The 14,990-nt window shown below is 58.3% G+C and carries 11 protein-coding genes; 1 reads left to right on the forward strand and 10 read right to left on the reverse strand.

Going from position 1 to position 14,990, the window contains the following annotated elements:
* Positions 1-79: 79 nt before the first annotated feature.
* The 9 genes from ACXHRN_RS05885 to ACXHRN_RS05925 form a co-directional block, all read right to left on the reverse strand.
* Positions 80-1,231 (reverse strand): glycosyltransferase family protein, encoded by a 1,152-nt coding sequence (locus ACXHRN_RS05885; protein WP_488641839.1) that lies wholly within the window; start codon positions 1,229-1,231, stop codon positions 80-82.
* Positions 1,228-2,475 (reverse strand): glycosyltransferase family 4 protein, encoded by a 1,248-nt coding sequence (locus ACXHRN_RS05890; RefSeq protein WP_488640404.1) that lies wholly within the window; start codon positions 2,473-2,475, stop codon positions 1,228-1,230. The genes ACXHRN_RS05885 and ACXHRN_RS05890 overlap by 4 nt, the downstream gene beginning before the upstream one ends.
* 5 nt (positions 2,476-2,480) lie before the next feature.
* Positions 2,481-3,695, reverse strand: coding sequence for a glycosyltransferase family protein (locus ACXHRN_RS05895; protein ID WP_488640405.1), 1,215 nt, complete (start codon positions 3,693-3,695; stop codon positions 2,481-2,483).
* A 73-nt stretch (positions 3,696-3,768) separates the two neighbouring features.
* Positions 3,769-4,944, reverse strand: coding sequence for an ABC transporter permease (locus tag ACXHRN_RS05900; RefSeq protein WP_488640406.1), 1,176 nt, complete (start codon positions 4,942-4,944; stop codon positions 3,769-3,771).
* Complete coding sequence (locus ACXHRN_RS05905; protein WP_488640407.1) at positions 4,941-5,939, reverse strand: ABC transporter permease; 999 nt, start codon at positions 5,937-5,939, stop codon at positions 4,941-4,943. The genes ACXHRN_RS05900 and ACXHRN_RS05905 overlap by 4 nt, the downstream gene beginning before the upstream one ends.
* A 2-nt stretch (positions 5,940-5,941) precedes the next feature.
* Entirely contained in the window at positions 5,942-7,846 is a 1,905-nt protein-coding gene (locus ACXHRN_RS05910; protein ID WP_488640408.1) for an ABC transporter substrate-binding protein, read from the reverse strand.
* Positions 7,843-9,732: an ABC transporter ATP-binding protein gene (locus ACXHRN_RS05915; protein ID WP_488640409.1), complete on the reverse strand. Its 1,890-nt coding sequence runs from the start codon at positions 9,730-9,732 to the stop codon at positions 7,843-7,845. Before ACXHRN_RS05915 ends, ACXHRN_RS05910 begins: the two co-directional genes overlap by 4 nt.
* Positions 9,733-9,914: 182 nt before the next feature.
* Entirely contained in the window at positions 9,915-10,880 is a 966-nt protein-coding gene (locus ACXHRN_RS05920) for a polysaccharide lyase family 20 protein (RefSeq protein WP_488640410.1), read from the reverse strand.
* On the reverse strand, positions 10,877-12,265 hold the full coding sequence (locus ACXHRN_RS05925; protein WP_488640411.1) for an adenylate/guanylate cyclase domain-containing protein: 1,389 nt from the start codon (positions 12,263-12,265) through the stop codon (positions 10,877-10,879). Before ACXHRN_RS05925 ends, ACXHRN_RS05920 begins: the two co-directional genes overlap by 4 nt.
* Before the next feature lie 193 nt (positions 12,266-12,458).
* Between ACXHRN_RS05925 and ACXHRN_RS05930 the strand changes: the two genes are divergently transcribed.
* Positions 12,459-13,802, forward strand: coding sequence for a nucleotide sugar dehydrogenase (locus ACXHRN_RS05930; RefSeq protein ID WP_488640412.1), 1,344 nt, complete (start codon positions 12,459-12,461; stop codon positions 13,800-13,802).
* A gap of 3 nt (positions 13,803-13,805) precedes the next feature.
* Here the strand turns inward: ACXHRN_RS05930 and ACXHRN_RS05935 are convergent, their stop codons facing one another.
* Positions 13,806-14,990: a DUF3095 domain-containing protein gene (locus ACXHRN_RS05935; protein WP_488640413.1), complete on the reverse strand. Its 1,185-nt coding sequence runs from the start codon at positions 14,988-14,990 to the stop codon at positions 13,806-13,808.

A 14,990-nucleotide genomic window follows, 5' to 3' on the forward strand; every position in this document is an offset into this window, starting at 1 on the left:
ATTCGCTTGTCGCGCTTTAGCTCTTGTTTTGACGCATGTTCTAGGCGCAAAACCGCTGCACACTTTTGCGCAACATACTTTAGCGCATTCGCGAAAGGTCCCGAAGGATCTCCGCTGTGCGATGCGCACCGTTGAGATCAAGAACGTGGTCGGGCAGCGTGTTCCGCGCGAGCGCCTTTTCAATGGCAGCGGTCATGCTTTGCGCCGAAAGGTCTGCTTCCGTGAGAACAGTTGCCAGGCCGAGTTTTTCGAGACGTTCGGCTCTCACCGTCTGTTCCGTTTCGCCCCCCGCCGTGAATGGAATCAGCAAAGAGCGACAGCCTGCGCGCAGGATATCGCAGACGGTGTTGTATCCGGCCTGTGAAATGGAAAGGCGGGCCTCCGAAAGCAGGCTGGCAAAATCCTGCCTGAACCGAAAGACGCTGACATTGTCCGGCGCATCAGCCGCAATGCTGTCGAAATCCTCCTGGGGGAGATTCGGTCCGGTAACGATGCACCACGAGTGGGACCTTGACAGGACCTTTGCCGAATCCAGTGCTGCGCGTATGAGCATGGCACCGACGGCGCCGCCGCCGGCCGACACGACGATATCAAATGCCTCCGAAGCGGGCGGGGGCGGGGGCGCGGCAACGAGGCCGGTATAGGCGACCTTGTCGGCAATCGCACCATGGAGGCGAAAACTGTCCTCCAACCGCGCAAACTCGGGATCGCCGTGAACGAGCACGCGGTCGAAATGGCGTTGCACCAGCGCCACGCTCTCTTCGTCCCGGCCAGGCTTGGTGCGTTCCTGCAGGATATCGCGCAGCGATGTCACCACGAACGGCTTCGATCTCATTCCGCTGATTTCTTCAAGAAGCGGGATCAATTCGAAACGGACCTGCCGACGGCCGAAAGGGAAGGCCTCGATGACGACGATATCGGGCTTGACCTCCCGGAAGGTTTTGAGCAGCAAGTCGCGGCGACGGTCCTTGAACGCGTCATCGATCGGGCTGCCAGACGCGTCAGCGAGGCCTGAGAATGCCGCATCCCCGGCGGCAATGGCCGGCAGCGCCACATGCCGGACTTCGGGTCCGGGAAAGCCGGTCACCGGCATGCCGCCGGTGACCATTGTCACATCGAAACCGTTCTCGACCAGCGCTTGCGCGATCCGGCTGGCACGAGCCAGATGGCCGATGCCGAGAAGATGCTGCACATAGAACAACACACGCGATTTTGTGGTTTGCGCCGTCATTTGGTGATCGGCCATTCCGCCTCGAAAAGCGATTTCAGCTGGCGGATGCTGGTGTGGAAGTCAAACTCCGTACGCACGCGCTCTTCGGCGGCGCGCCCCAGACGGTGACGATAATCCGCGTCACGGATAGCCGTCTCCAGTGCCGCTGCCAAGGCTTCGGGATCGTCCGGCGGGACGATCAGTCCGTTCTGCCTGTCAGTCAGGAGTTCGGGCACGCCGGATATATTGGTCGAGATGGACACGAGCCCCTGGCTCGACGCTTCCACCAGCACGTTTGGCAAGCCATCCCTGTCGCCATCGGTCGTGATCCGGCAGGCGAGCGCGAAAATATCCGCGACATGATAGCCGGCGAGCACATCCTTCTGGTCGAGAGCACCTTTCCAGGAAATCTTCTCTGCAATCCCGAGTTCGCTGGCAAGTGCTTTTAATCCGGCGATTTTCTCGCCATCGCCAATATGCTCGAACCGCCAGTGGAGGTCCGCCGGAAGCAGGCTGAGTGCCTTGAGGAGAATGTCATAGCCCTTTTTCTCGACGGCGCGGCCGACACTGAGTATCCTGACGGGATCCGCGTGATCGCTTCCATTCCGCAGCGACCGGGCGCCAGCGAAAGGCCCGAACCGGGCAAGATCAACACCGTGGTAACTCAGGTGCACGCGGGATTTCGGACCCCCCAGGCGGCGCAGGTGGTCGAAGCCGGTATGTGTGCACGTTACCGTCCAGCGCGTGCTCACGAGCTTGCCTTGCAGCTCCCAGTCCGGCGATGTCCAGATGTCTTTCGCATGCGCCGAGCAGGTCCAGGCTATGCCGGTGATCTGGCTGGCATAGGCGGCGACGGATGCGGGCGTATGAATGAAATGCGCGTGAATCCACGTCGCTCCATCGGGCCATTCCGCTGCCAGAACCGCCGCCTGTCCGAAGCGTCTGATCCGATTGCGGCTAGGGTCCTTCAGAAAGTCAGCACAAACAGCTGCGACACAACGCCAGAAACCGGGCTTCGGCAGGCAGGCAAACAATGCCGAGAAAACGCGGCCGGGCTCTTCATGCAGATATTCCGGTAAGTAGCGAATAGGCGCCCGAATCTCGTCGTGCACCGGATGCGTTTTCTTGTCCGTGGGTCGGCGCAGGGCAACGAGAACGAGTTCGAATCCCGATTGTTCCAGCCCCAGCAATTCCTGCGCAATAAAGGTTTCGGAGAGGCGTGGATATCCCTTCAGCACCACAACGATTTTGCGACGATCAACCAATTTAATCATCCCTTGACGAGTGAAAGGTGATCCAGCTGCTGTCGCCGGTCCATCAGCGCGCCGACAATTTGCGAAATGTGGGGTAGGCCTTCGAGCCTGAAGCCTTCGGGTGCGCTCTTCGACGGAGCTTGCTTGCTGAGCAGCGCTTTCAGCGCAGCTACCATGCGAACGGGATCTTCCGCCTCTTCGGGCAGCAGCATGTCGATCAGCCCGAGTTCGGCCGCGCGCCGGGCGCGGATCAACTGCTCCTCGCGAGGCTGGACGCGCGGGACGATCAGCGCCGGCTTGTCGAAAGACAGAATCTCGCAATAGGTGTTGTAGCCGCCCATCGCGACCACGGCCTTGGCGCCGGCGACCAGCTCCTCCATCCGGTTATCGAATTCGATAACCTCGATATACGGGATGGTGGCGCCTTTGCGCAGCATCTTGCGACGCTTCTTGGCCGGCATATAGGGTCCAAGCACGACCAGCGCCTTGTGTTGCAAGGTCGGATCACTCTGATAAGCCCGCATGACATCATTGACGAGATCCGCGCCGTCGCCGCCGCCTCCAGTGGTCACGAGGATATAATCGCCCTTTGGGCGATGGTCGGGTACTTCCTGGTTGGAGACACTGCGCTGCAGGAAGCCCACAAAATTCATCTTGTCGCGCACGCTATCGGGAACGTCCAGACCGACGAGAGGATCGTAGAAATCCGGCGGCCCATAGACCCAGATAGCATCATAGAACTGGGGGATCTTGCCCATCACGTTCTTGCGCTTCCACTCCGCATCGAGCAGGTGCGGTGCATCCATCACTTCCCGCAGGCCAAGAACCAGCGTCGTTCCACGGGTCTTGAGATAGGTGAGGGTCTCCTCCACCTCTCCCTGCATGCCCATCGGCTCCTTGTCGACGATGAATATGTCGGGCTGGAAAGTTTCGGCGGTGTGGCGAATGATCGACTGCCGCATCTTCAGCGTATCGTGCAGGTCGGTATGCCGCTCCATGGATTGATATTCGCCGTTGCGCAGCTTGATCACACTCGGAATCTTGACGAAATCGACGCGCGCCCGATAGTCGAAAGCGCCGGCAATCGTGGCGCCGGAAATAATGAGAACGTGCAAGCCGCGATAATCCTCGACCAGCGAATGCGCGATCGTCCTGCATCGCCGCAAATGACCAAGGCCAAATGTGTCATGACTATACATCAGGATGCGGGCATCTTCTAAACGGCGCGTCATGATGCAAGCCTCGCGTTGCCCGGTCGCTCCGTCGCGCCGTGTGAGCAATGTTCCTGCATATTAAATTTCCATCTCAACGATAGGGATCGGCGGCATCGCGAAGACCGTCGCCGAGAAAATTAAAGGCCAAGATTACGAGAATGACCGGAACGATCGGAAACAGCAGCCACGGATAGAAGGCAATGACGCTGACGCTCCGGGCCTCCGTCAGAAGAATGCCCCAACTGGTTATAGGCGGACGCAGCCCCAGTCCGAGAAAGCTGAGGGCTGTTTCACCAAGAATCATACCAGGAATAGACAACGTTGCCGTCGCGATCAAGTGCGACATGAAACCGGGGATGAGATGGCGACCGATGACGCGGCCGCTTTTGGCGCCCATCAATTGCGCGGCCAGAACGTAGTCTTCCTCCCGCAATGACAGCAGCTTGGAGCGCACGGCGCGCGCCAGGCCCGTCCAGTCGAGCAATCCGAGTATGGCGGTAATTCCCAGATAAATCAGCATCGGACTCCATGTGGCGGGCATGATGGCCGCCAATGCCATCCATAGCGGTATGCTGGGAATTGACTGCAGAACTTCTATGACGCGCTGTACCAAGAGATCGAAAACGCCGCCATGGTATCCCGCCAAGCCGCCGATCACGATTCCGAGAGTGAAGCTGATGACGATGCCGATCAAGCCGATCGTCAACGATATGCGTGCGCCATAGAGGACCCGCGACAACACATCGCGACCGAGCCTATCGCTGCCGAGCAGGAACAGTTGCCCGCCCTTTGCCGGGCATACAAGATGGAGGTCCATCTCGATCATACCCCAGAATTTGTAGGGATCGCCGGAGCAGAAAAACCGCAACGGCTCGACCTGATCCAACTGATCGACGTAGACCCGCCGCAGCGTATTCATGTCCAGTGTCATCTTGCGCCCATAGACGAAGGGTCCGATGAATTCGCCATTGTCGAAAAGATGCACCCTTTGGGGTGGAAAATGGATGAAGTCGACGTTCCGCGTGTGAAGATTGTAAGGGGCCAGAAACTCAACGATGATTATCATCGCATAGAGAACGCCGAGGAAAATCCCGGATGCGACTGCCAGCCTGTGGGACTTGAATTTCCACCACATCAACTGCAGTTGCGACGCACGGTAGACGACGTTCTGTTCCTCCGTCATGACCTCGACCGAATGTGGGTCGAAGGGCGTGGTGGAAACGTAGTGCGGCAGCGGATCGCCCGGTTTCGGCAGGGATGAACTCACTTGGTACTCCCACCCTGAAGCCTGATACGTGGATCTAGAAAGGCGAGCGCGATATCCGAGATCAGCACGCCGATGACAGTCAGGAAAGCCAGGAACATCAGGAATGAGCCGGCAAGATACATGTCCTGGCTTCGAAGCGCCTTGATGAGCATGGGCCCGGTTGTCTCAAGGGAGAGGACGATCGCTGTGATTTCGGCACCCGAAATGATGGCGGGAAGGATCGAGCCGATATCGGAAATGAAGAAGTTGAGTGACATGCGCAGCGGATATTTGATCAGCGTACGGAAGGGATGAAGACCCTTGGCCCGTGCCGTCACTACGTACTGTTTCTGCAGTTCGTCTAGAAGATTGGCACGCAGTCGACGGATCATGCTCGCAGTGCCGGCAGTTCCGACGATCAGCACCGGTATCCAAAGATGTGCAAGAATAGAGGATGCCTTGGCCCAACTCATCGGCTCGGCCAGATATTTCTGGTCCATAAGATGTCCGATGGAGGTTCCGAACCAGATATTTGCAAAATACATCAGGATAAGCGCGAACATGAAGTTCGGTATGGCAATACCGAGCAGGCCCACCAGGGTCAATCCGTAATCCGCCCAGCTATATTGATGCGTCGCCGAATAGATGCCAATCGGGAAGGCGATGAGCCAGGTGAAAATAATCGTGAAGAACGAAACCATCACCGTCAGCCAAAGCCGGTCTCCGACGACTTCGCTCACCGGAAGCTGATATTCGAATGAGTAGCCGAAGTCGCCTCGCAGCATGCCGGCGACCCAGTAGAAATAGCGCACCACGGGCGGTTGGTCGAACCCGTATTGAGTGCGCAATTCCTCGACCTCTTGCATATCGACAGCTTCACCCTGGGCGCGAAGGTCCGAAACATAGCTTTCGAAATAATCGCCTGGCGGCAGCTCGATGATCGTGAAGACCAAGGCTGATATGATTACCAGCGTGGGGATCATTGCTGCGATGCGCCAAAGGATATATCTCAGCATGATCAGCTTTCCTCGCCATACCAGAATGCGGCGGGCATGTAGACACCGAAATACGAGGTCGGGTCGAAACCGTAGAGCCCCTCGTCCGGCACGTTATGCAATTTGGCAGATCTGAGAATTGGCTGATGTGTGCCGTTGACGATGCCGATCGAAAAGACCTGCTGAGAATAGATGTCCAGCATCTTCGTCCAGATACTGGCCCTTTGGGTCATACCCTTGGACCTTCGCCACTGCTGCAGAAGCTCTATCAGCTCCTGCACTTCAGGAATCTCAGGAGGATGGCCTTTCATGCCGTTTGACATGTAATACATGCCCCACACCGGCCATTGCAATTGGTCGTCGACGGTCGGTGCGAGTTGGCTCGGATTCATGTCCGCCGTCGGGATGCCATTCTCCAGCCCCGACCACATCGACATCATAATGTCGCCACCCATTGCTCGACTGCGGAAAACGTCACGCTGGGAGGTGCGGATGAACAGCGAAATGCCGACAGCCCGCCAATGATCCGTGATCAGCTCCAGGACATCGGTTTCCAGAGTGCTCTCACCCGCGGTTTCGACAACGATCTGCGCCGGGCGTCCATCCGGGAGAAGCCTTAATCCATCCTCATTGCGCATCTGCAAGCCGGCTGCATCCAACAGGGCATTCGCCTGTGCCGGGTCATGCGCACTCCATGCTGTCGTGTATTCCGGTTTATAAAGCGGGCTCTCGGGCAGGATGGCGTCAGCGCTTTCTGTTGCAAGCCCGTAGAACACAGCCTTGTTGATCTCCGTCCGGTCGATCGCCAGCGAAAGCGCGCGTCTGACACGAACATCCCAGAACAAAGCGTGCCAGACCGTGTCGCCACAGTTCAGGTTCGGCAACAGAGTTACCCGGGCCCCCTGCGTGCGCTTCCAGAGGCTGACCTTGACCGGATATCGCTTCTCGGAATCCTTGAGGAAGGCATAGTCGGCAAAGTCAATTCCATTCGCCTGCAGGTCGCTTTCGCCGGCGCCCGTCTTGGCGGCAATGATCTCCGACGAGCTGACGTTCAGGATGACCTGATCGACATAGGGTAATTGCAGGCCGTTCTCGTCGACGCGATGAAAGTACGGATTACGCTCGAAAACGAACTGTTCCGCTGGCGGAGCGGTGGTGTTGCGCCACGGATCCAACGTTGGCAGATCAGGGTTCTCCGGGCGATAGCTTCGCGACATCTTAAGGTGCAGATCGGTCCATTTCTTCGCCCGATACTGCTTCATCAGAGATGAAAGGCGGAAGCTATCCTGATACTTCTTGTGAAACTGCTTCATATAAGTAGACGGCAGCACGATCACGAGCGCTTGAGGCGCGGCCAGTTGAGGCAGGAAGTCGGGGTTGGGCGCGTCCCAGGAGTACCGGACAGTCAGTTCGTCGATAACTTCGAAACGTGGCGGCTTGCCGTTCACCAGCAGATCCCTCGGGACACCGCCGCGTTTGAGCTCGCCATTGAGCATGACGTCTTCCCAGCAATAGCGGAAATCTTCCGAGGTCAGATAGCCGCCATCCGACCAGCGGTGGCCCGGACGAATCCGGAAGGTGAAAATCCTGTCCTCGACCGTCTCGAAGCTTTCAAGAATATCCGCATGCAGATTGAGCGTCTCGTCGTAGCCGACCAGGCGCGCATAGCCGTAGATCGTCATCAACCGGATGTCTTTCTGGCTGCCGATGATCGTGCGGATGACGCCGCCATAGACGCCGGGCTGTCGCCCGGTGGCGGCCATGTTGATGATGCGCGGCGACTTCGGCAGGCGGTCGACGATGTCAGGCAGCGCGGCCGCGCGCAGTAGCGGCCAAAGGTAGTTCGGCTCCCGCGATTCCTGTGCCCGAGAAATTGCGGGCATCAGACAGGAGGCAAGCATGCCCAGTGCGGTGCGCCTCTTGATCAAGGCCTCAACTCCCGCACATCCACCGTTCGTCGGGCAAGCACCAGATGGCCGTCGCCGAGATCGGCCGGCGACAGCGTGTCCTCCCGGCCGTCGTCCTGAAACTGGCTGCCCCAGCTCCGCTTGTCGGACGCGCCGCTGGCCTTCAATCCGGCGAAATCCAGCGGACGGTCGAGATCAGGAAAGGGCACCGCCGCCAGTAGGGATTTCGTATAGGGATGGACCGGCGACTGCATCAGCGCATGGCGCGGCGCAATCTCGACGATGCGCCCGCCACACATCACCGCGATCCGATCGGCCATGTAATCGACGACCGCCAGATTGTGCGAAATGAAAATGTAAGTCAGCCCCAGTTCCTTCTGCAGGTCCTTGAGAAGATTGAGGATCTGCGCCTGGACGGAAACGTCGAGCGCCGACACCGGCTCGTCGCAGAGGATCAGGTCAGGCCCCAGCGCCAAGGCCCGGGCGATACCGATGCGCTGTCGTTGGCCGCCGGAAAGGCCATGCGGATAGCGGTTGAGGAAGCGTCGATCAAGCCCGACGGCCTCCATTAGTTCCGTAATTTTCTCCAGCCGGGACGCTGCGGTGCCTCGCCCATGGATCTCCAGCGGTTCGCTGAGAATATTCTGGATCGTCATGCGGGGCGACAACGACGAGACAGGATCCTGGAAGACCATCTGTATTTTCGTGCGAAGTGCCTGCAATCCGCTGCCGCTCGCCGCAAGCACGTCGACGGGTCCTTCGTTGCCGTTGAAGATGACCGAACCGGTATCCGGCGTGACGGCGCGCATCAATATCTTGCTGAGCGTAGTCTTGCCGGAGCCGCTTTCCCCCACCAGGCCGAAGCATTCCCCACGCTTGACATCGAAACTCACGCCATCGACGGCCTTGGTCGGAGGCGTATCGTCTTTCTTGAACCAGTTGGACTTGCGCGCGGCAAAGGATTTGGCGATGTCGCGAACCGAAAGCAGCACCTCGCTGCGGTTTGGGGCGTCCGGCTTCTTTTTTCCCATCAACTTGCCGACATTGACCGGCACGTCGCGCAAGGCTTTCAGCCGTTCACCCGATTTCATGTCGAAATGCGGAACCGCGGCCATCAGGCCCTTGAGATAGGGGTGGGCCGGCGCCCGGAAGATCGTCTCGACCGGCCCGGCCTCCATGATTTCGCCGTGATAGATGACCACGACCTCATCAGCGACGTTGGCCACCACGCCCAGATCGTGGGTGATCAGCAGCATCGCCATGTTGAGCTTGGACTGGAGTTCGCCGAGCAACTGCAGGATCTGTGCCTGGATCGTCACGTCGAGCGCGGTCGTGGGTTCGTCGGCGATCAGCAGGGACGGACGGCATATCAACGCCATGGCAATCATGGCGCGCTGCCGCATTCCTCCCGACAGTTCGAACGGATACTTGTCGTAGGCGCGGGCCGGTTTGGGAAAACCCACGAGACCGAGCATTTCTTCCGTCTGTTCGCGCCGTTCCGCCTTTGTGTCCCCGGTATGGATCTTGAGGACCTCGGAAATCTGGTTGCCGATCGTATGCAGCGGCGACAGCGACGTCATCGGCTCCTGGAAGATCTTGCCCATGCGGTTGCCGCGCAAGGTGCGGATTTCCCGTCCGTCCCTGGGTAGACCGAGAATATCTATGGGTGTTGTGCATAGCTGGTCGCTAAACAGGATCTTTCCACTGGCGGACGCGATAGGCGGCAGAATGCCCATGACGGCCTGGCTGATCACCGATTTTCCCGAACCGGATTCGCCGACGAGTGCCGTTACTTTGCCCGGCAGGACGCGCAGATCGGCCTTTTTGACAGCATCGATTTTTCCGCCAAGCAGGGCGAACGAAATGGACAGATTTTCGATCCTCAACAGATCCGTGCCGGAGATCATGCCTGCAGGCTTCCCTTGTTGTTCGTCCCTTGTGAGGGCCCCCCTGGATAAACGCTATCCCACGACTGTCGACGTGTCCATGATTAGATAGGCATAAACTCGCCCAAAGGTGCCACAACGCGGCGGAGAGCCACCAGTACGGGAAGACACTCTAGCGGCAATGCTTGTGGATATGATGGGAATTACTTGACCAGCGCGCATGCGGCGCTGTCACGAAGCACCTCTTTGCAATCAGCTGAACGGCGGAAATCGTCGTAGAAAAGCGACCACTCGTTCGTCCCGGCTGCGCGGTAGGGACCGAACTTGAAATACTGGTTCTGCCCCAATCCCGGGTCGTTGTGACCGATATGACCCTTGATCGTTGATATCCAGCGGCCGTTGGCAAAAATCTCGATATGGCCTGTTCCCTCCGGACCGGGTTTCGTCATGATCGCAAAATCGATCCATCCGGAATGCGGTGAGGGGAGAGCATTGCCCCGGTTCGTGACGATAATCTTGTCGGTGCACGCGGTGAACAGTTCTCCGTCTTCTGGAATCCAGTTGCTGTCCGTCGCAACGAGCGCTCGCATCTGGTTGGTTTCCGGCCGCAACCACACCGGTGTCTGGTTCTCGCCGCACGTCGCGGGGATGCCTTTCGACCCGGTAGAGGTCGGCGGATGATAGTTGGTTTCGACAGTGACGAAAAGCTTGCCCTTGTTGAGGCGCAGTGCCAGGAAAGGGCTGAAATCCCCCTTTGCGTCGGGGCCGATTTCCCGCTTCCACTGGGCTATCATGTACCGATGGTTATCCTGCGGGATGGGATCTGCGAACTTGACTGCGAAGCCATACCAGATGGCCTCGTCATAGGGGACGCGCAGCTCCGTCTTTTCCCAGATTTCGGCCCGCTCGCTGCAGTTCGTCGTCGTCTCCGTGCAATTGGCTCGCACGCTCAGCTTCAGTGCACGCGCTCCTGAGCGCGTTACCGCGCTCTGGAATTCGACGGTTCCCGCACGCTGTTCGTCGTTGTCGCGGTAGTACAATCCGCCTGATGGGGAGAAATCCTCTCCGTCGAAACTGTCTATGAGTGTTCTATTCAATGAATCGGCAATCGCTGGGTCGCTAACAAACAACGCAGGTATAAGTAGCGCCGCAGCGAATGTCTTTATCATTGCAAGAAATTTTCCCCAAGTTTCTGAGGCTTTTGGTCACGAGAGTTGCGAAAAAGCAGCATGACCTGTTCCGCCTCGGATCGCACGTCCGGCTTGCTCTTGTCCGTCGCTTCAATGCTGCTCATCTTCATGCTTTCCTCGCTAGGCGCCAGAACGGTAATCTTGTCCTCCACACCGCGCAATTTCTTCTCGCCTAGGGTCACCCAATCGCCGCCGCAATATGTGGCGAAAGCCTGGCTTGCGACAATCGGGTGGGCGGCGTAGGACTTCGTCAGGCCCTGCAGTCGCGACACCTCATTGACCGCGCCGCCGAACGCGGAGAACGTCAGGCGGTCCTTAAGTCCGACATTGCCGAACATCACATTGCCGACATGCAGGCCAATACCGTAGCGAATCTCGCCCAGCCCGCTCTTCTTGCGACCGTCATTCATGTCGGCCATGCGCGCGGTCGCATGTCGGACAGCAGCCATTGCGGCGCGTGTTGCGACCTGGGACGGCTCCCGATGTCTTCCGCAGGGATAGACGGCCAGAAACCCGTCACCCATAAAGCTCAGGATTTCGCCGCCATTCTTGTTGAACGGTGCGGCGATTGCATCGAAAAACTCGTTGAGTGTGTCGATATAGACTTGTCGGCCTGCTTTTTCCGCCAGGATGGTCGATTGCCGCATGTCTCCCATTACCAGTGCGGCGCGGATGGTCTCTCCGTCACCCCGGCGAACCTGGCCGGAAAGCACGCGCTTGCCGGCATTGCCCCCGAGATAGGTGGTGACCATGTTGTCGGCGAGCTTGCCTAGCACCGCCATCTTTGCGGCGACGGCAAGGCTGTTCTGAATTTGCAGGAGCGCTTCGATGACGTTGTCTCCGAAACCTCCGGGGACATCCGTCGTCCAGGAACCCAGCATGCCCTGGTTGGTTCCGTCGCCGAAGGCTTGCACAAAAGCGAGATAGTCGGTGGCGCCCATTTCCTTGAGGTCGTCGAAGATCGAAAATTCCGACGGCGAGAGCGGGTCGATCTGCCGGCGCAGATGCTGCAGATTGTTGCTCAAAAGATGGAAATAGGGGCTGTTCAGGAACCTGGCCGTGTCTTTTTCGCTGGCGGTGGCGCGAAATCCCTCGATCTCCATCCCTTTGCCGCGCACCCAGGTGAAGCCCAGGGCATCGTAAAGGGGATGCAACATGGAAAAACTCAGGTGCACGCGCATGAGTGGCACACCAGATGCGGCCAGTCGCTCGCAAAAGCCCTGTACGAGCTCTTCCAGAGTTGCACCGTTGAGCGCGGATTGTTGCAGCCAATTTGAAACGCGATCGAGTAACGTTTCCGACACATTAATTCGAGGGAAGTTCATTGTGTTATTGTTCTTTCCAGCATCAGCCGCTTCATCCATAGAGGCCTTGGGGCACCGCTATCGCTGCGCTTATCAAATCACGTACCAGCCAATATAGTGTCCGTTGGCGGCAAAGCCAGATTCACGGCAACAAATTTCCGCCGGGACGAAGGCGCTACGGAGCGGCGATGCTTGACATCGAGACGGCAAATCCGCAACTGAACGCCACGACAATTGCCGGAGAGCCAAGATTTTGATCGCCCCAGCCACGCTTCATGAAACCCTGCTTGCCAAAATTTCCGAGCGGTCCGCCCAGGCCGGCGTCATTGGTCTCGGCTATGTGGGTCTGCCGCTGGCGATGACCATTGCCAGCGGTGGCTTTGCCGTTACCGGATTCGACATTGATCCCGGCAAGATCAGCATGATCGAAGAAGGCAAGTCCTACATCGAAGCCGTATCGGACACGATTCTCTCGCATCACGTCAGTAAAAGCAGATTTCGAGCGACGACGGATTTTTCCGCGCTTTCCGATTGCGATGTCGTCATCATCTGCGTGCCGACTCCACTGACCAAACATCGCGACCCCGACCTGTCTTTCATCGTCAAGACTTGCGACGCGATCGCAAAGACGTTGAAGAATGGCCAGTTGATCGTCCTGGAATCCACTACCTATCCCGGCACCACCGATGACATCGTCCGGCCAATTCTTGAAATGACGGGGCTGCTGTCCGGCAAGAATTTCTTCCTCGGTTTTTCACCGGAACGGGAAGATCCAGGCAACCGCGATTTCGAAACGTCCAGCATTCCCAAGATCGTTGCAGGCGACGGCCCGGAGGCCTCAAGCCTCATGGCCGCTTTCTATGGAGCCGTAGTCAAGACGGTGGTGCCGGTCTCTTCCAACGCCACGGCTGAAGCGGTAAAGCTCACCGAGAACATCTTTCGGGCGGTCAATATCGCGCTCGTCAATGAGTTGAAGGTCGTCTACGAGGCGATGGGCATCGATATCTGGGAGGTCGTCGATGCAGCCAAGACCAAGCCCTTCGGTTATATGCCCTTTTACCCCGGACCGGGATTGGGCGGCCATTGCATTCCGATCGACCCATTTTACCTGACATGGAAGTCCCGCGAATATGAGCTTCCGACCCGCTTCATAGAGCTTGCCGGCGAGATCAATTCGGCGATGCCGCGCCACATAGTCGATCGGCTTGCTGAAGCGCTCGACATGCGTCTCGGCAAGGCGCTCAGCCGATCACGCGTTCTCATCATTGGGCTTGCCTACAAAAAGAACGTGCCGGATATTCGCGAAAGTCCGTCATTGAAGCTGATAGAGTTGATAGAGGCGCGCGGCGGCGCGACCGGCTATCACGATCCCTATGTGGCATCGATTCCATCAACGCGCGAGCATCTCGATCTGCAAGGCCGCTCATCAGTTGAATTGAAGGAAGAAATCGCCAAGGGCTACGACGCGGTCCTGATCGCGACAGATCACGACTCGGTCGATTACACGGCGCTTGCCAGATGGTCGCCTCTGATCGTCGACACCCGAAACGCGTTTGGTCGCCGGGGGATCATCGGAGACAATATAGTCAAGGCGTGATCGTCAAGGCATGACGGCCGCCGCTTTGGTCTGCGATGCAGCCTTACTCTTCATGCGCGTTGCCGCCAGGGCATAGCCGCCTGCCGCGCCATCGACGAAATGCATGTGGTCGCGGCTAAGCGGTGTCAGGACGAGGCAAGTCATCAACGCGGCATCCTGCCGATGCAGACCGTAGCGGCAGATGCGCGCGACGGCCGCTTCTTCGAGGCGCGCCTCGATTTTTCGGAGACTTTCGGCATCCACGTCGATAGTCATCTTCAGCCCGTCGTCGAATTTGCGAAAATCGGTGTTCTGCGCGACGTCGCGCTTGTAGCGCCTGGCATCAAAGCTGCCGAGCGTAAGGTTGAAACGGTCGAGAAATTTCACCAGAAAAAATTGCGCAACAATGATCAGCTTCCGCTTCAGTCTTTGACCTGTTGGTGCCGCAGCCCTTGCCTCCCAATCCAGACCGGAACTGGAGAGCCCGGCCTCTGGCCCATCGGCGGGAACAGGATGGCCGCCACGCTCCTGTCCGCCGGCCAACACGACAATGTCCGCAATCAAAGTCCGGAACGCAGAACTGTCGCCACCCTCATCCGGCACAGCGATGACCGATACGATCTGCCCATGCCGCGACGGTATTGGGTTCCATCGGCAGGACAGTCCAGTCAGATCCGGCCGGGTCGAGGCAGGCGCTGCTTCGACGGCAAAAAGGCCTTCCTTCATCTTGGTTTCCGCCCAGCTTGCTCCGCCGCCGGCGAACATCGCGTAGGATGCCTCGTCGCTGACCTTGAAGCGGGCGACACGCACGTCATGGCCTGCTGCCCGGATGTCCTTGACCGGCACGATCGCGGCGCGCATGACCAGATTCAGTTCTTCCTTGACCCAGGTTCGGACGGCAGCGATTGCATCGCGAGCCCTGTCGAGGCCCGATGCCGGAACAGCCACCAGAGCCCCGTCGCCGCCAAAAACGAATGGCAGGTCCTGCTGGCCCACCGCATTGAGAACGGCTGAGATGATACTCGCGCCGGCCATGTTCACGGACTTGTAGTTCCCCGTGTTGATGGCGCCGGTAGAGTTGACGATATCACCCGTTACCAACCCCCAATCAGGAGGGAGCGGGCGGTAATTGTCGATGTCTGTGACACCCGCGAATTCGACGAAGACCGGAACGCTGCTGAAGAATATATCATTGCTGATGTTGGCCAT

Source organism: Shinella sp. OV683, from assembly GCF_057787725.1.